The sequence below is a fragment of the Anaerolineales bacterium genome (genome assembly GCA_019637755.1).
Lineage (GTDB): Bacteria > Chloroflexota > Anaerolineae > Anaerolineales > UBA11579 > JAMCZK01.
Window position 1 is genome coordinate 935,894 of the sequence record JAHBVC010000001.1, and the last position, 23,100, is coordinate 958,993.

Here is a 23,100-nt window from a genome sequence, read left to right on the forward strand (position 1 = left end):
ATAGTCGGCGCTGTCTGCCCCTGCGCGGCGACTCACTAAGGCACCGCGTAAATAGTGACTGAATCGTTTTGAAAGGCCACGGACAAGCGTGCCTGGAATTTGGCTTCGTTCACCGGGTAAGCGTTGCGCTCGAGATCACCCACGATGACATAGTGCACGTCATAGCGCTGCAGAATTTCCGCCGCCAGCGGCCACTGGCTGCTGGCATACAGCGTGCGCACGGCTTCTTCGCGTTCGCGCTCATACTCCCCCGCGCGCCACTGGCTCTCGTGCCCCGGCCAGCCGAGCACACCCGGCAGGCCACTGAACGTGGCGTAGCGCGCGTAGCCGGTGTAGCTGCCGCCCACCGCCTCTGCTATCACGCCGGGATCGGCCGTCTGCAACCAGGCGATCGCCGCGCGCGCGTCGGCGGGCAGGTAAGCGCTGCCATCCAGGCTCAACGCCTGGCCTTCGGGGCGGCTGGCCAGATCGGCAAAGGCATACAGTGGGAACACCAGCCCGGCGCCCAGCGCCAGCAGCAGGGCGGCCCACGCCGCCGTGCGGCGTAGTGACTTGTGCCCAGCCAACCATAAGCTACCGAGCGCAAACGCGGCCGCCACGCTCCACAGCAGCCAGGCCTGGTAGTAGAACTTGAACACCGTGTTCATGCGCGTGCCAAACTGATCGCGCAAGTAAACGAACTCTGGTGCGGTCACCAGCAAGGCGCCCACTAAGGCCAGCAGCAACGCAAACTGGCTGGCGGAGTGCGCCGGGCCGCGGCCAGCAGGCTTAGCGGGCCAGGCCAGCAAGCCGCCTAGCAGCCCGAGCATCAGCGCCAGGCTGAGCCAACCCCCCGCTGCGGCGGCGCGGCGTTGCAGTGCCGCCGCCAACAGGCTGGGCAGATCAGCGGCGCCAAAGCCGGTGAGGATCGCCGCGCCGAGGGGTGTGTTGCCCAGCGCGCCGGCATACACCCGCGCCATCAATAGCGACGCGCCCCACAGGGCCAGCACAAACCCCAGCCCCCCCAAACCTGCCCGCAGCAACAGGCTGGCGGGGCGGGTGCGCCACTGCACCAGCGCCCACAGCAGCAGCGGCGCCCACAGGGGCAGGAACATGATCCAAAGCTGCACCCCGCGCGTCGGGTTGATCAGGTTGGGCAAGATGCCGCCCGCCTGCGAACTGAAGCCGACAAAGAAGGGCACAAACAGCAAAACGCCCAAGCCCACCACCACCAGCAGCAGACTCATAAATTCGCCCAGCCGCGCCATGGCCCAGCCGTGAGCCTGCGCCCGGCGGAGGGCATACGCCGCCGCCAGCACACCGGCATAGATCGGCAGATCCCAAAAATTGATGAAGGCCAGCGCGCCGATCACCAAAGCGGCCAGCAGGATCGCCTCCGGCTGAATGTACACATCGATCAGCGGCCGGCGGCCGGCGCCAGGGTGGCGCTGGAGCAATTGGCGCCAATCGTTGGCGCCATCCTCAACATACAGCCCCAGCAGCGGCCGCTTGCTTTCGTTACCGCCGCGATAGGTGTTGTAAGCCAACCCCACGGCCAGCAGCACAAAGGGGATCGAAAACACATGCGGATGCAAATCTCCCAGCACAAAAGAAAAAGCCGGGAACTCATCGATCAGCTCTTGCTCCTGGCCGAGGAGATTGCGGTCATTGATCACGCGTGAGGCGCGCCACCACCACCAGTACGAGGTATCGAAGTAGCGTGGGGCCCAACGCGGCGCCTCGTTGGGCGGGTTCACCAGGTCTTTGACATCCAGCCAGGCCCACACCGCTGACTGCGCCTGGCCGCTCGCATCGGTTTGCCAAAATAGATGGCGCGCATGGGCAATCTCCAGCAAGCCTTCGGCGTTGCCCATCACCAGCATCAGCAGCGGGGCCAGGCCCGCCAGCCAGCGCAGCGTGCCGTAGCGCGCCGGCGCGTGCTGGGCCAGCAAGTTGAACACCAGCCCATAGGCGGCGGCGGCGCCCATGGCAAACACGCTGGCAATCCCCAGGTTGAAGGCCACCGCGCCGGCCACACCCAGCAGCTTGGCCAGCATGGCTACCATCAGGTAGCCGAAGTAATAGTAGGAGATGGAGTATCCCGCCAGCCACGGGTCATGCGGCGGCAGGCTGGGCGAGCGCAAGATGGCATTGATGAAGGCCAGCTCCATCGGCTTCTCGGTGCCTTCGATGCGCGGGTAACTGGCGCGCATCCATAACATGAAGCCGAAGCTGAGCAGGAACACCAGCTCGGTCGCTACGATCTGGCTGCGCTGCTCGCGCAGCCATGCGCCCAAGTGCCCCGCGGGCAGTTGCCGCGCCGCCCAGGCGCTGAGGCCGGCCAGCAGCAGCAAGGCCAAGAGCAAACTCGGCACGTCGTTGGCCAGCAAGCCCAGGCTGCCCAACAGCCAGAACACAAAGCCCCACAGCAGCAGCGCCAGCGGGCGCAAAAAGCCATAGCCACGCTCGGCCAGGGCTGGGAACCAACGATAGGCCAGCGGCAGCACCAGCCAGCTCAGGCCGGCCAGCGCCAGATACCAGGCCAGGGCGCTCCACAACTCACCCATCAGCGTTCCAGCACTTCATAGATGGCCGTATCGCCAACGCGGAAAACTTCCTGCCACAGGCGCCCCTCGGCCGCGGCGAACTTGGTCAGACCCTCCGCGGAATACACGGCTTGCTCCATCTGGCCCACCACAATGTAGCGCACGGCGTACTTGGCCAGCAGGTTCTCGGCTTGGGTCAGATCCGTGGTTTCGTAAAATAGATTGACATCGCCCATGCGCCCCCAGACATCATTGCCGGGCACAAACTCGCGCTGCTGGCGTTGGTGATGGTTCCAGCCCAGCACCGCCGGCAACCCGGTATAGATGGAATAGCGCGCCCCCCAGCGGTACTCGCTGACGTAACCTTCCATGATCACCGGCGAACCGTTGACGTGGTCTTGCATCCAGCGGATGGCGGCGTAATCTTCACTGAGCATCAGCACGCGATCGGCTTCGTAGTACACGGCATTTTGCATATACGCCATGCCGTCGAGGGTGTGCGGGCTACCCTCCGCCATGCGGTCTCTGATCTTGGCGGTGACGCCCAGTAGCAGGAACAATGCCGCGCAGGCCAGCAACAGCGTGGCCAGGCCCTGCCACACGCCGCGCCAATTGGGTGACCAGTGCGGCAGGGCCTGCCAACACCAAGCCGCCGCCAGGCTGGCGCACAGCGCCAGCAACGTCCAGGCTTGCATATAAAACTTGAAGACCGTGTTCATGCGCGAGATGTCGCCTTTCAGCACCATCACTTCCACAAACAAGGTCAGGAAGACCGCCGTGCCACTCAAGAACAGCACCAGCCGCTTGCTTTCATCCTGGCCGGGGCGCAGGAACAGCGCACCGATCCACAGCAGCAGGGGCACCAGCAACCAGCCCACCACCACGCCGAGAATCTGCAGGGCAAACAAGATCAGGAAAATAGCTAGCGCGCCCAGGGGCAGCGCCCACACATAGCCCTCGAGCTTGCGCACCGAGGAAAGCGGCGTACTGGCCAGCCATTGGCGCGTCTCCCAGGCCAGCCAGGCCACCAGGAAAAAGAGGAACACGCCCCAATGCGTAAAGTAAGGCCCAAAGGCCACGTGAACACCATCCCACACGCGCAGAGAGCTGTAGCCCTGGCGATACCACCAGCCAAACGGCACATAGGCCAGGTAGCACAACGCCGCCAGCACCAGCGGCCCGGCCAGCATCTTCAGGCTGCGCGGCAAGCCCTGCGCCGTGCTACGCGGCAGGTAACGCCACAAGGCATAGCCCGCAGCCAGCGCCGCCAAGAGCGCGTAGACCGGCAGATCCCAGGTGTTGATCGGGCGCAAGCTGCCGATGACGATGCCGCCAAAAACGAAGACCCAGGCCAGTTGCAGCGCGCCGCGCAGCCCGCGTTGGGCGCGTGCCGTGCCCCACCCGCCGCTGAGCACCGCCGAGAGCGCCCAGGCCAGCGCCAGCAATGTGACCGGCAGGGCGATCATGTGAGCGTGCAGATCGGCGTAGGTGAAGGTGAACAACGGGAATTCAGTGATCGGCGCCGATTCGCCCGGAGCGGGGAAGATGCGCGTCGGGTTCCAATACCACTCGCCCAAGCCATACGGCAGCGGCGTCCCGGTCAGCGAGAGGGCCAGCCCGCGTAGCATCCAGCCCAGCTGGGTTAGTGTGCCCACGCCTTCCAACGCGGCCCCGCCGCCGCCCAGCCGCGCGTAGCCCTGCAAGATCATTTGAATGCTGCCCAGGTTGCCCAGCAGCACACTGGCCAGCGCGGCGCTCAAACCCACGGCATGCGCACCCGGGCCGCGCGCCGCCACCGCCTGGCGTGCCTGCCAGGCGGCCCACAGATTCCATGCGACGCTATAGGCCCCCAAGGCCAGCATGGCGAACAAGCTGGGCAGGATCAGGTTGTAGGCCACCGCGGGGATAATGCCGAGCAGCTTGACCAGGGCGCCGACCAATACAAAGCCGTAATAGTAGTAATTGATATAGCCGCCGGCGAACCACGGGTCATACGCGGGGAAGCTGCTGCTCTTGAGCACCGCGTTGAAATAGGCAAAATCCATCGGCTTCTCGCCGCCTTTGGCAGGGTGCCATAAATCAGGATTGCCCAGACGGATCAGCAGCATGATGAGGAAGAAGCCGAGGAACAACGCCTCGGTGCGCAGGAACATGGCACGCTGGCTCTTCCACTCCGCCTTGATCTGCGGCCATTGTGGCCGGGCCGCCAGCACGCCCAACAAGCCGATCAGCAGTGCGCACACGGCCAGCCAGGCGCGGCTGAAGCTCAGCCCCAGCGAGCCGCCCAGCCAGCCCAGATAGGCCAGCAGCAGTAACCCTGCCAAGCGCGCAAACGGGTAGCCGCCATCCCGCAGGCCGGGCAGAGCCCAGCGCACCAAGGGATACGCCAGCACGCCCAGCACGCCCAGCGCCAGATACCACACCACCAGGCTGACCCATGGCGCAGCATTGACCCAGGCCTGGCGGCTGAACAACGCCGCCCAGGTGCCGCCGGCCTGCTGCTCTGCCAGCCGGTCGGCGGGCAGCATCAGCGTGGGCGGCACACCACCCGAGGCTTGCTTCGGGGTGAGGTTGACCGCCTGGTCTACCGGAGCGCTGGCCAGAATGGCGGCCACCGCGGCCGGGTCGTAGGCGGCGGTCTTTTTGAAGATCAGCACCTTGGGATGGTCGTAGACGGTGAAGGCTTCTTCGGCCCATTGGTCGTTGAAGCTCCAACCGCCCAGGTGCGGGGCGTTCTCAAACACTTGCACCAGCTCAAAGCCCAGTTGGCCGCTGAACTGGCCGGGCTGTGCTTCGGCATAGCACCACTCAATGCTGCGCTCCGTGGGGCAGCCTAACAGGGCGCGGTAATAAGTGATCGCCAGCGGAAAGCGTTCCGGCAGGCGCGGCAGGCTGCCCCATTGGCGGTTGGACGAGATGAACACATAGTCCGCCGCATCGAGCGTGCTCTGAAATCGCTGCACCTTCTCGGCGTTCTCGTTCCAGTACATTTCAAAGTTCAGCCCGCCCTGGTAGATGCCCCCAAAGCCGTCGTAGCTATCGATGCGCAGGGGCAGGCCGTCATCCCAACTGGTTTCGTTGGCCACCGGGCTCCCTTGCAAAATCGCCTGCGTTGCATTGAGTGTGCTGAGTTGCAAGTAGTAGATGATGCCTTGCTGCAGGGTCACTGGCGACTCTAGCGGCAGGCTGGCTGCGTTGGCCAGGCTGGCGCCGGGCGCCACCGCCAACGTAGTATCCAGCAGGGGCTCGGCCATATCCGGGCTCAGGCTGAGCTGCACGCGCAGCGGCACGGGCGCCGGCCGCAAGGCCTTCTCCGGCCGCAAGTAGAGCACCACCTGGTCAGGGAAGTTGCCTGGTGCCAGTGCAAATTGCAGATCCAACGCCGCGCCCAGTTGGGTGAGTAGCGGCGCGTCGAGCACGTCTTGTTGCGGCAGCTCACTGCTTTGCGAGTGGCTCACCACCACGCGCTCCACCCACAGGCTGCCTGTGCCCGCCGGAAACTGCACATGCAATTGGTACAAGGCCAACGGGTCAGCGAAGGTGGTGGCGCCTACCGCCATTGCCACTGCGCTGGTCTCACCCACAGGCAGGTTGGCAAAATCAACCACCTGCCCGTAATCGGCGTTGAGCACCTCGCCACTGGCGCCCGAACGCAGCGTCAGCGCCAGCGGCGTTTGCAGCGTCTTGAAGTCCAGCTGGGTCAGCACGCCACCCTGGCGCGCCGAGAAGCTGGTGAGCAAGGGCATTTCGGCGCGGATGCGCGTGTTGTAGGGCAGCGAGAGCGGCTGGTGGCTGGTGCCCTGCTCGTTTTGCACAATGAGTGTCAGCGGGCCAGGGATGTTGTCATAGATCCAGCGCGTGGCGGCCACGCGGGCGTGCGGCTGCAGGTAGACCTGGACGAAGGCCAGCGACCATAGCAGGCCACCCACCACGCCCAGCACGCCCAGGCCCAGCGCGGCGGCACGCAGCCAGCGGCTGGCAGGCGCCGCTGCGCCGCGGCGCGCCGCGGCCAACCGCCACAGCTCAAAAATGCCCCAGGCGCCCAAGATCGCCAGCATTGGGTACAGCGGCAGAAAATAGCGCATGGTGGGGTTGAAGGCCAGCGACTGTTGCACAAAATAGATCAGGCCCCAAGCCAAAACCACAAAGTACGGCTTGAGCCACTCGCCTTTAAGGGCGCGCCAGGCTGCCCAGCCAAAGCCCAGCCAGCTAGTGATCGCCAGTGGCCAACCCAGCCCCCAGCGCACAATGTTTTGCAAGCCGAACCACAGCGGGCGGCGCGCCCATTGCATCGAGGGCGGCCAATCGGCATCGCCGCTCACCTGGGCGGCAAGCTGGCGCATAGTCTCAACCCACTCAGGGTTGAGGCGTAGGCCGATGAAGGCATAAGGCTGAAAAATGCGGAAGGCCAGCAGGCTCAGCCCGGCCGCCATCAGCGTATACAGCACACCCTTGCCAAGCTGCGCCTCGCGCCACTCGGCCTCCATCGCCTGCACCCGAATGATCACGGCGATCGGCAAGGTGAGGCACACCAGGCCCACGCTGACTTTGGAAGCCATGGCGCTGCCCAACGCCACGCCGAACCACACGAAATCCCACAGGTCAAAGCGCCCCTTGGCTTTGGTGGAGGGAGTGGCCACGCGCACGGCGAAATACACCGTGATGACAGTGAACAGGTTGACAAAATTGTCCACTGTCCAAAAATGCGATTGCTGGATCGCCATGACGGAGACGCTGTAGAAGGCCGCCGCCAGCAAGCCGACCCGGCGATCAAACAGGCGCCGGGCGGTGAAGTACACCATGGCGATCACGCCGACATCGGCCAGGGCGGAAAGCACGCGCCCGACCAGATAGATGGAGTCGTAACCGGTCATCTGGGTCCACTCGCCGACATAGCGCACCAAGACCACTGGCAGCGTGCCGTAGACAAAGAAGCTAAACCCGGCATTGCTGGGATTCAGCGTGGAGCTGGCCGTGTTGAAGTATTCGCCGAGGCTGGGGACACTGTGCAGCGCCGCGGCTACCTGGGTCAGAAAGCGCTCATCGGGGTGCAAGTGGCGGCTCTCGTCCCAATCCAGCCCCGCCAGGCGCAGGGTAGCGGCGGCCAGCAACAAGGCCACCAGGGCGGCCTGATACAGCCATTGCGGAATGCGGTAGGTGTGCTTGGGCATGGGTTAGTTGTTCGCCACCAGATAGAGATAGAAATCACGTGAGGCCACTTGGCTGGTGTACGTGGTCAGCACGCCCTGCGGGAACAATTGCTGCAGGGTGCTGAGCGCCAGTGTATCCTCTGGTTTCAGAATGTATAGCCGCGGCGCGGCCACGCTCGCCGTTTGGGTCAACTGCTCGGGCCAGATGGCGTAATCGCGCCCCGGGTTGTTGGCCTCCATCGCCACCAGGCGCGTATCCACCCAGTGCGGGTACGCCACCACCCAGGCGCTCTCCAATGAGCCGAAGCTAGCGGCGAAATCAGCGATCACCGCGCCCATTTCAGCACTGTTCCAGGAATTGGCGCGATAGGCACGCGTGTATTGGTTGAACAGTCCCAGATTGCTGGCGGCCACCAGCGCCAGCAGCCCGGCGGCGGCGAGCTGGCTTGCAGCGGCACGTTTGGGCGCCAGGCGCTGGCCCAGGCTGCGCAGATAAGTCTCCAGCGCCAAGGCGGCGAGTACAAAGGCGGGCACCCAGGCGCCACTGGCGCGGTTCATCGCCGGGTTCTCCTCCGGAAATGCCAGGGACAACGTAGACGGCAAGAGGAGCAAGGGCAGGCTGAGCAGCAGAAACAGATCCTGCCATTGGCGCTGGCGTGCATAGCGCATCGCCGTGAAGCACACCCCCAGCAAGAGCAGCGTGGCAGTGAACAGGTCAAAGGCCGGGCTGCGCACAGTGCCCACCACCCACTGACTGCCGCCGGAGTAGTTGAATAGCCCCAATCCCTTGAGCATGTTGCTCAGCAGGATGAAACCCACCGGGCCGGGGTAGGCGCGCTCGGCTTCACCCAGCCGGGTCAGAATGCGCTGGTTGGCTACCAAGAGATGATCGATGGAGTAGCGTAGTAGCGGCGTGGTGGCCACCAACGCCACCACCAAGAGCAGCAAAGCACCCGTGATGGCGCGGTTGCGCAGGCTGGCGCTGCTGCGATGCAGCAGGAAGATGGCTAGCGCGGCAGCGGCCACCAGCGGCACGATGCGAAAGGCGGTGTAGCCATTCAAGCCGATGCCCAGGCACACGCCGGCCAGCAAATAGTCGTTAAGCTGGCCGCGGCGTATGCCGCGCAGCAAAAAGTAAAGCGTGGGTGCAGTAAGCGTGGCGTACCAATAGAAGTTCAAGCCGAGATGGGCGAGCACGTTGGGCCAGTACGCCAGGCCAGCCAGTGCCAGGGTGAATACGCCCACCCGGCGGCCGCCCAACTCTTCGCCCATCAAGTACATGAACACCAAACCAGCCAGTGAAGCCAGCGTACTGGTGAGCTTGAGCGTCAGAAAGCTGACCCCGGTACCAAACCAGCGGCCCACCCATGCCGCCAGATAAAACGGCAGCGGCTCGCGCCCGGTATTGCGCTCAAAGAAGATCGCCGCTTGGCCATTACGAATATCCAGCAGATCAAGCAGCATTTCGGCATGATCACTGACCATTTCGGGCGGCGCGCTGCGCAGCGCGTACAAGCGCACCGCCAGGATCAAGGCGCCGAGCAGCAACAGCAGCAATGTATGCCGCCCCACGCGCAAGGTGAACTCGGGCTGGGCCCAAAACGCCGCCCAGCGCGTGCGCCAGCCTGGGCGCCGCGGGCCGGGCTGCCAAAAGGCATACAGCAGGCTGCCCAGCGCACCCAGCCAGCACACGACATTGAGCAAATTGAAGCGGTTGTGCCCGCTGAGCAAAAAGGTGAGCACAAACAGCACTGCCGCTACAATCAACGGCGTGCGCCGGAAACTCAGCGCGGCCTTATTGGCCGCGGCGGGCTGCAAAGCCGGCAGCGCCCATTCGCCGTGCCGGTTGGCCCAGATAGCCAGGCCCAGCGCCAGCACCCATAGGGGCACGGCCAAGGCCAGCGTGGCCGGGCTGCTGCCCGCCAGGCTGAGCAAGGCTTGCCCGGCCAGGAATAGCAGTACCGCGCCCAGGCTGCGCCAGGGCAGCTGAGCCAGCGTGAAGGCAGGTGCAGCCGCCTTGCTGCGCGGCCTGCGCGCCGACGTGGCTGCGGGGCGCAGGCGGGTGCGGCGGCCCTTGCCGCTTGGCAGCGGCGGAATGGCCGGCGGCTGCTGGCCGCGCAGGAGTGCTTTCAGGTAATCGAGCAGACTGGGTTCGGGCATAGGGCGAATGGCCTGCTGAGGCCACGCCTGATTTTATCGTAGCGCACGATAGCGCGCCTGTGTGCAGATGACGCCAGGGTTAATGCGCGGCGCTAGCGGCGGCGCGCGACATACCAGGTATAGGTGCCTTCAGGGTCGGCGCCGTGATTGGCGTGCGCCGCAAACAGGCGTTGCGTGATGCCCAAGTTGGCGCGGCTGGGCCACAGCACCCAGCGGCCGAACAACTTGCGCGCCACATAGCTGGGCAAGCCAAAGTAATGCCCCCACTCCAGTGCGTGCAGCGCGGCGGGTGGGAAGTAGTGCCACCATGCTTCTATATCAAAGCCGGCTTCGTCCAGCCGCGTCGCCCATTCTTCAGGCGAGAGCATGTTGATATGGCGCGAGATACGCGTGAACAGGCGCACATAGGCGGCGGCCAGGGCCTTGAGGCCTAGCTTGCTGAGCCAATTGGCAATCGAAAGATTGTGCGGCCAGCGATGATTGGGCACGCAGAACAGGAACAGGCCGCCCTTGCGCACCAGGCGGCCGGTTTCATTGAGCACCGCTTGCAAATTGGGGATGTGCTCAAGCACCGAATTACTGAGCGCGCTGGCAAAGTGGCCGCCGGCCAGCGGGGCGCGGTGGCCGAGGGCCTGCACCAGGCCGCCATAGGCGCCCCACTGCTTGGCTTCCTGCAGGGAGACGAAGGCCGGGTCCAGCCCGACCTCAAACTTTTGCGTAAATACCTGGCTGGCAAAATGGCCATCCCCGCAGCCGAGGTCATACACCGGCGCGGCGAGTTCAAAATCTTTGTAAAAATCAGCCTCTACCGCGCGCAACAAAGCACGGAAATACGGCAAGGCCTGTAACTGGATCCACCAGTGTTTATTCTCGCCCTGGCGCGGTGGGGGCGCTGATTGCGGCGGCAAGCTCACGCCCCACATCCGGCAAGCTCACGCGCAATCTCTTCGAAGAGCGCTTCGTGGCGCGCCGCGCAAGTTTGCGGGCTGAACTCCGTACGCAGCGCGTCGGCATCGCCGCGATATTTTTCGGGGTGCGAGAGCACCTCGATCATGTTGGCGGCCAGCGCGGCGGCATCGCCCACGGGCGAGACCAGGCCCATGCCGCTCATGCGCACGGGTTGGCGCACGCCAGGCAGCGCGGCGGCCACCACAGGTTTGCCATTCATCATCGCTTCAATCTGTACAAAGCCAAAGGTCTCAGTGGAATTGGTGCTGGGCACCACCAGCAGATCCAGCCCCTGATAGAACGAGGGCATGTCTTCCATGGGCAGCGTGCCCAAAAATCTCCACTGGCCGGCTTTCTCGTATTCGGCGATCTGCGGGAACAGGCGCTGGGCATAGGCTTCTTCGCCCAGCACATCCTGATACTGCCCGGCAAACCACACCAGTGCGTTGGGGAACTTTTGCTGCACCGCGGGCAGCGCTTGCAGCAAGACTTCAACACCCTTTTCCGCAGCGAAGCGCGTGGCCATGGCAATCACTGGGCCGCGTTGCTCAGGATTGTGGCGAGCGGAAAAAGCCAAGGCTTTTTCCGGCTCGCTTTGCGGCAACTCCACCGCAGGGGAGATTACGCGCACCTTTGACGCAAAGCGGCGCAGGTACGGCGAATGACTGGCAAAGTCTTCTGTATATGAAGAGATGCGGTGCGTAAAGCGGGCGGCCAAGTCATTCATGAAATTGACAACAAAGTTGACAAAACGATTAAACAGGCCCGACGAAAGGATCAGATCGGAGTGGTAAATGATCACGGTGGCTTTCTTGAGCAGCCAGCCGCGGATCGCCAGGCCGGCGGCGTCAAACTGCGGCAGGTGCAGCAGCAGCGCATCATGCTTGCGCGTCTCCTGCCAGGCCAGGCGGCCGAGGCTGGGCATGATCACGCCCTTGCTGATGCGCAGCGCCACCGGCACGCGGCGGATGCGCACGCCATCCTGCATCTCTTCCAGCGGCAAGTCCTTCTCAAACTGGGAAGTGAGCACAGTGACCGCGTGCCCGCGCTGCACCAGCGCCTTGGCCAGGCGCTCGGCGTAAATGGTCAGCCCGCTGGTGTGCGGGCGATAATAGGTGAGAACCGTAAGGATACGCACGGGGTGAGTTTATCGCAGAAGTTATAAGTGCAACCAGCTCGGGGATTGCTTCGGGGCTGAAAGTCGCATTTTTATGCGACTTTCAGCTACGCTCGCAAAGACGTGAAGCGGCAGAGCCGCTGAACAACGAAGCAATCCCAAGTACATTGCCAACCACCCTGGATGCAAGTTACCGTAAAGTCTTTCTTTGTGCCCTTTTGTCTTTGTGGTTACCGGTTACTTACTAATCAAACAGCTCGCGGTGTGCTTGCACCCAGGCGACCAGCTCGGCCGTGCCCTGCTCTACGCCAATCGTGGGCTTCCAGGCTAGCGCCTTGCGCACCTTGCGGATATCGCTGATATAGACCTTCTGGTCGCCGGGACGAGTGGGCCCATAGCTCACCGGGATCTTGCGCCCGAGCAACTTCTCCAGCAGCGGGCCGCATTCCTTCCAGATCGACAGCGTGAAATCAGGCCCGCCGCCGATGTTGAAGGCTTCGCCAGCCACTATGCGCTGGCGCGACACCGCGGCATCGTAGGCCGCGATCAGATCACGCACGTGCAGCATGTCGCGCACCTGCTTGCCATCACCATAGATGCTGATCGGCTTGCCGAGCACGGCGGCGATCACGAACCAGGCCAGCCAGCCCTGGTCCTCCACGCCGAATTGGCGCGGGCCGTAGATACAGCTCTGGCGGAAGACGACTGAGGGGATGTTGTAAATGCGCGCATAATCGCGCACGTATTGCTCGGCGGCGCCTTTGGAGCAGCCATACGGGGAGTGAAAATCGAGCTGCTGCGTTTCGGGCAGGCCGTGGGGCAGCTTGGCGTAGCGGTAGCGCGTCTTGCCTGTGAGCAGACGGTGCTCCAGCATCTCGCCATAGACCTTGTTGGTGGAGGCATAGATAATGAAGGGTGCATGCCCGGCCCGCCGCGCCGCTTCAAGCACGTTGAAGGTGCCGAGGGCGTTGATCTCAAAATCAGTGCGCGGATCGGTCACTGAGGAGGTGACCGCCACCTGGCCGGCCAGGTGCGCGATCACCTCTGCACCGGCCACCGGCGCGTGCAGTGCCTCGGCGTCGCGCACATCGCCAACCACCAGCTCGAACGACTCGGCGCCGTGGGCCTGGCGCAACCAGGCCAGGTTGCGCTCGGCGCCTTTGCGCGAGAGATTATCGAAGATGACGACGCGTTCGCCGCGCTCCAGCAACGCATGCGCATAGTTGGAGCCGATGAATCCGGCGCCGCCGGTGATCAGATACTTTTTCTTTGCCATAGGTCAGGCCTGCCGGTTAAGCAAGGTTCGGTAAATATCACCCAGGGATTCACCCTGTTGCCAGAAGCCAATGATACCGATGATGCCAGTGATCACAAAATAGGTGAGGTGGCCCACCACGGCATAGGCCAGCGCGATGGCGGGGTCTGCATTGAAGAAGCTTAGCGCGCCCACCAGCACGCCCTCAAATACGCCGATGTAGCCCGGCGATGAGGGCAACGCCACGCCCAACGAGGATACGCCAATACTGAAGAAGGCCCATAGCCATTGCGCCATGGGGAAAAAGGCGCGCATCAGCACGAAGTACCAGGCTACGTTGAACAACCAGGTCAGCACCATCCAAAACAGCACCTGCAAAAAGCGTTTGCCATCGCGCAGGGCTGAGAGCCCTTCCGTGAAGGCGCCAGCCTTATCCACCAGCCACTCGCGCAGCGCCGGCCAGCGGCCGGTGAGGCGCTGGATCAGCGCCGGTACCTGCTTGGGGTTGCTGGCCATCCAGAACAGCAGGCCAAAGCCAATCCCCACCAAACCCAGCGAAACGTAGGCGGCGGTACGCGCCCACTCCGCGCCCACCACCAGCGGCAGGGTGAAGAGCAGCAGCGCGGCGGCCAAGCCGAGATCGAAAACGCGCTCGACCACCACGGTGGAGAGCGCCTCCCAGAAGCTGAGCTTGGCGCGGTTGCTGATCAGCAGGGCGCGCCCCAACTCGCCGAGGCGGAAGGGCAGCACATTGTTGAGCAGATAGGCCTGGTTGACCACCAGAAACGCCTCCTTGATGGAGGCGCGTTCCTGCAAGATGGTACGCCAGGCCAGGCTGCGCGTCAGCAGAGTGCCGAAGAACAGCAGCACCACCAGCGGGAACCAGCTAAAGTCAGCAATGCGCAAAGCCGGGCCGAGTTGGTCAACATCAATAAAGTAGAACAGGCCCACCACGGCGGCGGCGGTGACCAGCAAGCCGGGCAGTAAGCGCAGCCAGGGATTGGGCGTAGAGGCGTTAGTTTTTGTCATCGCTCAGGCGCAATACCGCCAGGAAGGCCTCTTGTGGAATTTCTACACTGCCCACCATCTTCATGCGCTTCTTCCCCTTCTTTTGCTTTTCGAGCAGCTTGCGTTTGCGGGTGATATCACCGCCATAACATTTAGCCAGCACGTCCTTGCGCATGGCTTGCACATTGGCGCGCGAGATCACGCGCCCCTGCGAAACCGCCTGGATCGGCACCACAAACAATTGGCGCGGGATCAAATCTTTGAGCTTGGTGATCAGCGCCTGACCCTTGTGATAGGCGGCATCTTTGTGCACGATGGTAGTGAAGGCATCCACCGGCTCATAATTGACGTGGATCTCCAGCTTCACCAGGCGGTCGGCGCGGTATTCCTTGAATTGGTAGTCCAGCGAGGCATAGCCGCGCGTCACCGATTTCAACTGGTCGAAAAAATCGACAATGATCTCGGCCAGCGGGATCTCAAAGCTCAGCTGCACGCGGTCTTTGCCCGGGTGGTCTTGCCCGGTGAAAATCCCGCGGCGGCGCTTGACCATTTCCATCACCGGGCCGTAATAGGCGGTGGGCGTAAATATCTGAATGTCCATCCACGGCTCACGCACCTCGGCGATCTCACCCTCGTCGGGTAGCTCGGCGGGCGAATCAATGCGGCGCGTCTCGCCACTGTGCAGCACCACTTCGTAAGCGACGGAGGGTGCGGTAACGATGATGTCCAGGTCGTACTCGCGCTCCAGGCGCTCCTGAATGATCTCCATATGGAACATACCGAGGAAACCACAACGGAAGCCGAAGTTGAGCGCTTGCGAAGTCTCTGGCTCGTAGACCAGTGAGGCATCGTTGAGCTGCAGCTTCTCCAGCGCTTCTTTGAGCTCCTGGTAGTCGTCGCCCTCTACTGGGTAGATGCCAGCGAAGACCATCGATTTAACCTGGCGGTAACCGGGCAGCGGTTCGCTGGCCGGGTTGGCTTTATAGGTAAGCGTGTCGCCTACGCGGCATTCGGCCACGGACTTATAGCCGGTCGCCACGTAGCCGACCTCGCCGGTGTTGAGGCTGGCCCCGGCGGTGAGCCGCGGGGTGAAGCTGCCGACTTCGATCGGCTTGAACTCCGCACCGGTGGCCATCAAGCGCAGCGGCTCCTCGCCCACCACGCTGCCATCCATCACACGCACATAGGCCACAACCCCTTTGTAGGTGTCGTAGTGCGAGTCAAAGATCAGGGCGCGCAGCGGCGCGTCCGGGTTGCCCTTGGGCGGCGGTACGCGCTGCACCACCGCTTCGAGCACACTCTCGATATTCAAGCCCGACTTAGCGGAAATTTGCAGCACATCCTCTTCGGGCACGCCGAGCAGCTCAACGATCTCAGCCGTCACGCGGACCGGGTCGGCGGCCGGCATATCGATCTTGTTGATCACCGGAATGATCTCCAGATCCGAACCCAACGCCAGGTACAGGTTGGCCAGCGTCTGCGCCTGCACGCCCTGGGTGGCATCCACGATCAGGATGGCACCTTCGCAGGCTTCCAGGGCGCGGCTGACCTCGTAGCCAAAATCTACGTGGCCCGGGGTATCGATCAGATGCAACTCATAGGTCTGCCCGTCATTGGCCTTGTACTGCATGCGCACGGCGGAGGCCTTGATGGTGACGCCCTTTTCGCGCTCCAGGTCCATGCTGTCCAGCACTTGGGCTTGCATATCTCGCGCCGACACCGTGCCGGTGAGTTGCAGCAAACGGTCCGCCAGCGTGGACTTGCCGTGGTCAATATGGGCAATGATGCAGAAGTTACGGATATGTTGCATAGAGAGGGAAGTATAACTGAGCGAGCTAGCGGCTGCGGCGCTAGCGGCTGCGCCAGTGGCGGCGTGCTATTGCTGTGCCTTTAGCACAGCCACGCTAACGCAAGCGTGCCAAGGTCTTGGCGTTGGTGATCTCGCGCAGCACATCGGCGGCCACCCAGCGGGCGGACTTGGAACCGCTGACCTCGGCGGCACGCGCAATACGCGTGGCCACGGCCACGGCGTGCTTGTTGAGAAACTGGCTACGCTTGCCCAGCTGGCGCAGCGCCCAACTGCTGGCCTTTTTTACAAAATTGCGCTCGTCATCCGCCACGGCTTCAATAGCCGGAAAGAAGCGCAGGAAGGTGTCCTCTGGCTCCTTTTTGCGATGCACGGCCAACCAGGCCATCATCGCCAGCCCAGCGCGGCGCACAAACTCACGTTTGGAGCGCGTCCACTGATAGGCCTTATCGAAGGCATGTGGCGTGGGCTCAAACAGGTGGCCGGTCACTGTATCGCAAATGTCCCAGGAGTTGAAATCACGCACCCAGGCATCCATCTGGGTCTTGGTAACCTGCTTGGGGTCATCCACAAACGCAGCCAGCAACCGCGCTTCGTGGTAGCCACTCTCCCAGAGCTCCCGCGCCAGCGCGTGGTCGCGGCGGTACTGCTTGGCGATGGCGTGCAACGCCGGGTGCGGCACGCCGAAGGCTTTCTCAGTTGAGATGCTAAAGCGCATCATACCAGCCAGGTTCTTGGCTGTGCCTTGGGATTTGAGCTGCTTGAGAATGGCGTTGAGTTTAGCGCTCATTATTAGTTTAATTCTGCCGCGGATGGACGCAGATGGACGCAAATAAATGCTTTCTTGTGTCCTTTATGGCTTGTGGTTAGCGCTGTGATCTCATCCACACTTATTCCGCGGTTATCTTAGCCACATGCCGTTTCAACAGAAGGAAACCAGCCCGCGAAACGATTGTTGCCACCACGACCGCGTATCCAAAACTGGTGCGCATATGACTTGGTAGCTCCAGCGCGATGGCCGCAATTAGAAGTAGCAGACACAGTAAGGGTAAAAACAGTAACAGCATAAATATCCTGTCAAATCGTCGGCGTACCTGAGGATGCAGTTTTCCTATGTCTTCTTGAAATTGCTTTAGGCTCATTCTGACCTCTTAGCCTCTCGTCCGATTTGCCGCACACATCAGTGGATTAACCTCATTAGGTCATGTATACCCCTCGCTTCATTCGGGGACATACATAACTCCCTATGCCTTTGTGATTATGGTTTTATCTGCGTACATCTGCGTTTATCTGCGGCAAAGATTTAGATGTTAGCCAGCACCTGCGGCCGCTCACTGCGCCAGGCATCGCCTTCAGTGGCGGCTTCGTAGGCGCGGGCGGTGCGCAGCAGCGTCGCCTCGGAAAAGTCCGGCCCCACCAACTGGATACCCAGCGGCAGCTTGTCACCACTTAGCCCGGCGGGCAGCGAGATGGCCGGCACACCAGCATGGTTTGCGGGCACCGCCAACTGGTCGGCGTATTGCATCAGCACTGAGTCGCCGTAGATGTCGCCCACGGGGAAGGCGGTGGTGGGCGTGGTGGCGGTCAGCAGGGCATCCAGCTTGTGCGTGCCATTGGCGTCAAAGGCGGTATCAAAGTCACCACGAATCAGCGAGCGCACTTGCAGGGCGCGGTGATAGTACTGCTCGCTGTATTGCGCCGCGCTGACGTACATACCCATCAGGATACGCAACTTGGGCTGCGGGCCAAAACCTTCGGCACGCGTCTTGCGGTACAGGTCCCGCAAATCCTTGGGTTTCAGCGCCGTGCGGTAGCCGTACTTCACGCCATCGAAGCGATGCAGGTTGGACGCGGCTTCCACACGTGAGATCACAAAATAGGCCGGAATGCCATAGCGCGTGTGCGGCATGGGCACATTCTCAATAATGCGCGCCCCAGCGTCCGAGAGCTTGTCGGCGGCGCGCAGCACCGCAGCGGCGATCTCTTTGGGCAACGGCTGGCTGTCAATCTCGCCCGTCTCCGCGTTGAAGAACGTAATCTTGTCGTAATCCGGCGAGAGGCCAATGCGCAGCCCCTTCACGCCCTCCTCCAGCGCGGCGGTGTAATCCGAGGCCGGCGTGGCCGCCGCGGTGCTATCGCGCGGGTCTGGCCCGGCGATGGCATTCAGCATCAACGCCGTATCGCGCACGTTGCGCGCCATCGGGCCTGGGCAATCCAACGAGGAGCCGAAGGCGATCAGGCCATAGCGCGAGACGCGGCCATAGGTGGGCTTCATGCCCACAATGCCACAGAACGCCGCGGGCTGGCGGATCGAGCCGGCCGTGTCCGTGCCCAGCGAAAGCGCGCCCTCGCCCGCAGCCACCGCGGCAGCGCTGCCACCGCTGGAGCCGCCGGGCACATGCGCTGGGTTCCACGGGTTGCGTGCGGCGGGCTGGTACGCAGATGACTCGTTGGACGAGCCATAGGTGAACTCATCCAGATTGACCTTGCCCAGCATCACCGCACCGGCCGCATCCATGCGCGCTACCGGGGTTGCCGTATAGGGCGCTACAAAGTTGGAGAGGATGCGCGAGGCGGCCGTGGTGAGTACGTCTTTGACCGCAAAAATATCCTTGACGGTGTAGGGGACACCGGCCAACGGGCCGGGCACCTCACCTTTAGCCAGGCGGGCGTCAATGTCTTTGGCCTGCTGGCGGGCACGTTCATCCGTCACAGTAATGAAGGCGTGCACCTTCTCCACATCATCGGCCGGGCCGTCCAAGCGGCCGGGTTCGCCGTCCACGGCGCGTACGCGCTCCAACGCAGCTTCGGTAGCCTCCAGTGCAGAGACTTCCTTCTTCTTAACAAGCTCAGCGAGCTGGTGGGCAGAGAGATCAGCGAGATGCATATCAGTCCAAATCCTGGTGCGGAATCTCAGGCACCACAAAGTAGCCATCGCTGGTCTGCGGCGCGCCAGCCTGGATATCCGCCGCTTCCGGCGCCTGCACCTGCGCATCCTTGCGCAGCGGTGCGCGCAGCTCAGCCGGGAACGGCACGCCGTGCGCCGCCGAGGGCGTGCCCTCAGGGATGGGGATGGCCGCCAGCTCTTCAATCGACTTGAGCTGTTTGTTCATCTGGTCACGCAGATATTCGCCATCCTCAGGCGAAAGCTCGAGGGCAGCCAGTTCTACGAGATGTTTAAAGAGATCAGGGGAGATTTGTTCGGTCATTTCACGCTCGCTCGCGGCAGTATACCATCCGAGGCCTGGCCAGCTCCAAATGCTATAATCGCAGCCGTAGTCAGGCGCATCATCGATGTGATGACCGTATCGAACACTCCAACATTCTCCGGAGGCAGTCCCCAATGGCTTATACCCCCAGCTACATCACTGAAGAGCACGAGATGCTGCGCCAGGCGGCGCGCGATTTCGCACAGAAAGAAATTGCACCCATTGCCGCTGAACACGACGAGAGCGGCGAGTTCCCCCTGGCCACCATCCGCAAGATGGGCAAGATGGGCTTCATGGGCATCGAAGTGCCGGAGGACTACGGCGGCGCCGGAATGGACACGCTGGCCTACGTGCTCGCCCTGGAGGAGATCTGCAAAGCGGATGCCGCCCACGGTACGGTGATGTCAGTCAATAACTCTCTCTTCTGCCATGGCATCATGAAGTTTGGCAGCGAGGAGCAAAAACAAAAATACGTCCGTGGCGTAGCCACAGGCGAGAAGATTGGCGCCTACTCGCTCACCGAGCCCATGTCTGGCTCAGACGCTGCCACCATGCGTAGCCGCGCCGTCAAAGACGGCGATCATTACGTCATCAACGGCCGCAAAAGCTGGGTCACCAGCGCCCCGGTGGCCGATTACATTCTGCTCTTCACCATGACCGATCCTGATAAGGGTGCCAAGGGCATCAGCGCCTTTTTGGTGGATAGTGACCAGCCCGGCTTTGAGCGCGGCAAGCCCGAGCCCAAGCTCGGCATCCGCGCCTCAGCCACCAGCGAGATCGTCTTCGACAATTACCGCACCCCGGCCAGCAGCCTGCTGGGTAACGAGGGCGATGGCTTCAAGATCGCCATGACGGTGCTGGATGCTGGGCGCATCGGCATCGCCGCCCAGGCGCTCGGCATCGCCGAAGCCGCCTACGAGGCCAGCGTGGGGTATGTGCGCGAGCGCGAAGCCTTCGGCGCCAAGATCGGCGAGTTCCAGGGCACCAGCTTCAAGATCGCCGACATGAAGACCCGCATCGAGGCCGCCCGCGGCCTGATCCACAACGCCGCACTGGCCAAAGAACGCAGCAAGGACAGCGGCGAGCGCTATACGCTGGAAGCCTCGATGGCCAAGCTCTACGCCTCCGAGACCGCCATGTTCTGCGCCCATCACGCCGTGCAGATTCACGGCGGCATGGGCTACAGCAAAGAGCTGCCGGTGGAGCGCTACTTCCGCGACGCCAAGATCACCGAGATCTACGAAGGCACCAGCGAGATTCAGCGCATGGTCATCGCCCGTATGGAGACCGGGCTGCGCTAGTGCAATGAAACCTTGGGCGTGGGTTGCAGCAGTTCTGCTGTTCGCCGCGTGCGCTTCCCCCACCGCGTTGCCAACCACACTGCCCGCACCTCCGGCGGGCAGTGCTGTACTCAAAGGCTACGGCATCTCGCCGCTGGGCTTCCCGGGCGATTACAGCCAGTATCCCCAATTCCTTGAAGAAGTAGCCGGCCTGCCCAACGGCGCAGTCATGTTCAACGGCGCTTGGCGTGATTCGATCGACAGCCGCGGCCAGCCGCCGCAGGCAGCTGCCGGTCTCATGCAGGCCGCGGCCCAATACGGCTTCACCCCCATCATCGTCTTTGGCTGGCGCAGCGGCGCCCAGCTGCATCTGGATCTCCCCACGAACGCCACCAACAACTGGAGCAATGCCGAGGCGCGTGCCTTGTTCATCCAAATGCTGGTGGGCTTTGCCGCCGAGCACCATCCGCCCTATCTCTTCCTCGGTAACGAGAACGATGAATACTTCATCACCCAGCCCGAGGACTATGTGCGCTGGGTCGAGGTCTACAACCAGGCCTATGACGCCATCAAGGCCGCCTCGCCTGCAACCCAGGTCGGCCCCATCTTTCAGTATGAGCGCATGGCCGGCCTCGGCCTGCTCAACGGCTGGAACGAAGCCCACTGGGGCGCGCTCGACGCCCACGATCTGAACAAGGTGGATGTCGTCGGCATTACGCTCTACCCCTGGTTCAGCGTTGCCACTCCCCAGCAGATTCCGGATGACTATCTGGCTCCCCTCTTACAGCACACCGGCGCCACACCGATTGCGATCACTGAAACGGGCTGGCCTGCGGATACACAAGGGCTGCAGACACCTTGGCAGGCCAGCCCGCAGACGCAGGTGGCCTATGTGGATGCGCTGCAGCGCATACTTCAAGGGACCAGCGTAAGCATCCTAAACTGGTTGTTCATCAACCCTATCGCCGCCGAACCCAACTCGTTGGAAGTGCAGTTATTTGGCAGCATATCTCTACGCACTGTCAGCGGGGACAAACGCCCCGTGTACGACGCATGGGTCAACTTCCTGCCCTAGACACGCTGGGAGACAGCTACTGTGACGGCCACACGATGTGTGCACCTAACACCTCTAAGGGAGGTAAAAGGTATACGACCTCGGATGACATTGGATACTCATACAGTGTTTCTGCTGTGGCCAAGTCCACTACCACGGCGCTTTCCACCACAAAAGTATATTCGTCAGGACGCGTAAATCGAAAGCCCACAAAAGCGCTTCCATCCGGGCTGACGGCCATGGGCAGCACGTTTGGCAGCGTATAGGCCGGCTCACCTTCCACGACTGTGAAAGGCATCTCGCCGGATGGGCTCCAGGCGGAATAGTATTCCGTTTCGGATCCTTCGATGGTAACTCCTGCGATCTGTTGCACAAAAAGCAAGTAATCGCCTCGCTGCCACAATGGGAACAGTTTTGCTACATCCGGTAAGAAGTACTCCTGCTCCAGGGCGCGCTCCGTCTGGAAGGTGGCCACATGCGCCAGCAGCGTCATCGTCTCGCTATCAACAAGGTCGTAGTGATAGCGGCCGGCGCTGCGCTGGGAAGACTGGTAGTCGCGCACCTGCCCCAGATCCGGAAGTACGCATAGATACCAGCACGAAGCGGAGTTAAAGTCTGGCTTAAGACCGTCGTGTGTGAGTAAAACCTCGAGTGCCTCATACCTGGGGCTGGGCCAAACCGTCTCCTGGCCGGTAGTCAGGTCGTAGGTGGCACGCAGATTGCCGCTTACGTAACTGAGGATGTCTTCTGTGCTGGACCAGCTAACCACGCGCGCATCGGCAACATGTTTTAGGTCGCCGGTTTCCAGACTATAGGCCCACAGTGAGTCGAGGCCGCCATTGTGGGTTTGGAAGTTCAGCCATCGCTGGCTGGGCGACCAAACCGCCGGCCCGAGAGTGCCCCCAGCAGTCACTTGGGTTGAGAGGTCAATGCTGCTGCTCTCCCCACTGTCCAAATCGTATATCGTGCCCTGGTCACCAAAACCCGTAGCGTTAAACAATTTACGACCATCAGGGGAAAGCGCCAATCTCCACGAGTCCGTTATGGGAATCGTCGCCACAAGTTCCTCGCTGCCCAATTCAATCACGCGGGGAACAAACTGTTCGCCCTCATAGCCCCACAGCGCCAGGCGCGGGTTGGGGCCGCGGTAAGCAGCCAGCGTTGCCGTGGGGCTAGGCTCCGGCAGCGGGTCAGATTGCGCCTCAGTAGCTTGAGCAGCTACTGAGGCTGACGTTGAAACAGGCTCTGCACTCGCCGAGGCAGCACTGCCCGACGCGCAGCCAGTCAGCACAGCCACACACAACATTGAAAAAAGAAACCAGTTTCGCATGGGTAACTCCCTAGGTCGGTGTTGCTTGGCGCGCGGAATACATGTTACACAATACAATGAGTTTGCACTGTCGCGCGCGGATACGCTATGCCAATACAACGCCGCTCGCCCCCGAGTATTACAGCGCGCGGGCGGCTCTAGCGGTGTGAGAGACGCGCCGCCAGCCAATTACCCACACCCTGCACTGCCTGCACCAGCACCACCAGCAAGGTCACCGTGATTAGCATGATCTCCGTCTGGAAGCGTTGGTAACGGCT

At 62.4% G+C, this 23,100-nt stretch carries 14 protein-coding genes; 2 read left to right on the top strand and 12 right to left on the bottom strand.

The features are described from left to right. Positions 1 to 35: 35 nt before the first annotated feature. The 11 genes from KF821_04620 to KF821_04670 form a co-directional block, all read right to left on the bottom strand. Complete coding sequence (locus tag KF821_04620) at positions 36 to 2,546, bottom strand: hypothetical protein (protein MBX3005097.1); 2,511 nt, start codon at positions 2,544 to 2,546, stop codon at positions 36 to 38. After that, positions 2,546 to 7,696: a glycosyltransferase family 39 protein gene (locus tag KF821_04625; GenBank protein MBX3005098.1), complete on the bottom strand. Its 5,151-nt coding sequence runs from the start codon at positions 7,694 to 7,696 to the stop codon at positions 2,546 to 2,548. The genes KF821_04620 and KF821_04625 overlap by 1 nt, the downstream gene beginning before the upstream one ends. Before the next feature lie 3 nt (positions 7,697 to 7,699). Then, positions 7,700 to 9,835, bottom strand: coding sequence for a glycosyltransferase family 39 protein (locus KF821_04630; GenBank protein ID MBX3005099.1), 2,136 nt, complete (start codon positions 9,833 to 9,835; stop codon positions 7,700 to 7,702). Between the two features lie 92 nt (positions 9,836 to 9,927). After that, complete coding sequence (locus KF821_04635) at positions 9,928 to 10,743, bottom strand: class I SAM-dependent methyltransferase (protein MBX3005100.1); 816 nt, start codon at positions 10,741 to 10,743, stop codon at positions 9,928 to 9,930. A gap of 2 nt (positions 10,744 to 10,745) precedes the next feature. Further along, positions 10,746 to 11,921 carry a glycosyltransferase family 4 protein gene (locus KF821_04640; protein MBX3005101.1) on the bottom strand — a complete coding sequence of 392 codons (1,176 nt, stop codon included), beginning with the start codon at positions 11,919 to 11,921 and terminating at the stop codon, positions 10,746 to 10,748. 223 nt (positions 11,922 to 12,144) lie between these two features. Beyond that, the gene (locus KF821_04645; protein ID MBX3005102.1) at positions 12,145 to 13,176 is read right to left on the bottom strand and encodes a GDP-mannose 4,6-dehydratase; all 1,032 of its coding nucleotides are present in this window, start codon (positions 13,174 to 13,176) and stop codon (positions 12,145 to 12,147) included. A gap of 3 nt (positions 13,177 to 13,179) precedes the next feature. Beyond that, the gene (locus tag KF821_04650; GenBank protein MBX3005103.1) at positions 13,180 to 14,184 is read right to left on the bottom strand and encodes a flippase-like domain-containing protein; all 1,005 of its coding nucleotides are present in this window, start codon (positions 14,182 to 14,184) and stop codon (positions 13,180 to 13,182) included. Beyond that, positions 14,171 to 15,973, bottom strand: coding sequence for a translation elongation factor 4 (lepA, locus tag KF821_04655; GenBank protein MBX3005104.1), 1,803 nt, complete (start codon positions 15,971 to 15,973; stop codon positions 14,171 to 14,173). The genes KF821_04650 and lepA overlap by 14 nt, the downstream gene beginning before the upstream one ends. Before the next feature lie 94 nt (positions 15,974 to 16,067). Further along, positions 16,068 to 16,760, bottom strand: a complete 693-nt coding sequence (locus KF821_04660) for a DNA alkylation repair protein (GenBank protein MBX3005105.1) — start codon at positions 16,758 to 16,760, stop codon at positions 16,068 to 16,070. 513 nt (positions 16,761 to 17,273) lie between these two features. Beyond that, positions 17,274 to 18,857, bottom strand: a complete 1,584-nt coding sequence (locus KF821_04665) for an aspartyl/glutamyl-tRNA amidotransferase subunit A (protein MBX3005106.1) — start codon at positions 18,855 to 18,857, stop codon at positions 17,274 to 17,276. Between the two features lies 1 nt (position 18,858). Beyond that, positions 18,859 to 19,179: a hypothetical protein gene (locus KF821_04670; GenBank protein MBX3005107.1), complete on the bottom strand. Its 321-nt coding sequence runs from the start codon at positions 19,177 to 19,179 to the stop codon at positions 18,859 to 18,861. Positions 19,180 to 19,313: 134 nt separating this feature from the next. Here KF821_04670 and KF821_04675 point away from each other — a divergent pair, with 134 nt between their 5' ends. Then, positions 19,314 to 20,480: an acyl-CoA dehydrogenase gene (locus KF821_04675; protein ID MBX3005108.1), complete on the top strand. Its 1,167-nt coding sequence runs from the start codon at positions 19,314 to 19,316 to the stop codon at positions 20,478 to 20,480. Positions 20,481 to 20,547: 67 nt separating this feature from the next. Further along, entirely contained in the window at positions 20,548 to 21,534 is a 987-nt protein-coding gene (locus tag KF821_04680) for a glycosyl hydrolase 53 family protein (protein MBX3005109.1), read from the top strand. A 16-nt stretch (positions 21,535 to 21,550) separates the two neighbouring features. Here KF821_04680 and KF821_04685 read toward each other — a convergent pair whose 3' ends face one another. Beyond that, positions 21,551 to 22,843 (bottom strand): hypothetical protein, encoded by a 1,293-nt coding sequence (locus KF821_04685; protein ID MBX3005110.1) that lies wholly within the window; start codon positions 22,841 to 22,843, stop codon positions 21,551 to 21,553. Positions 22,844 to 23,100 lie beyond the last annotated feature (257 nt).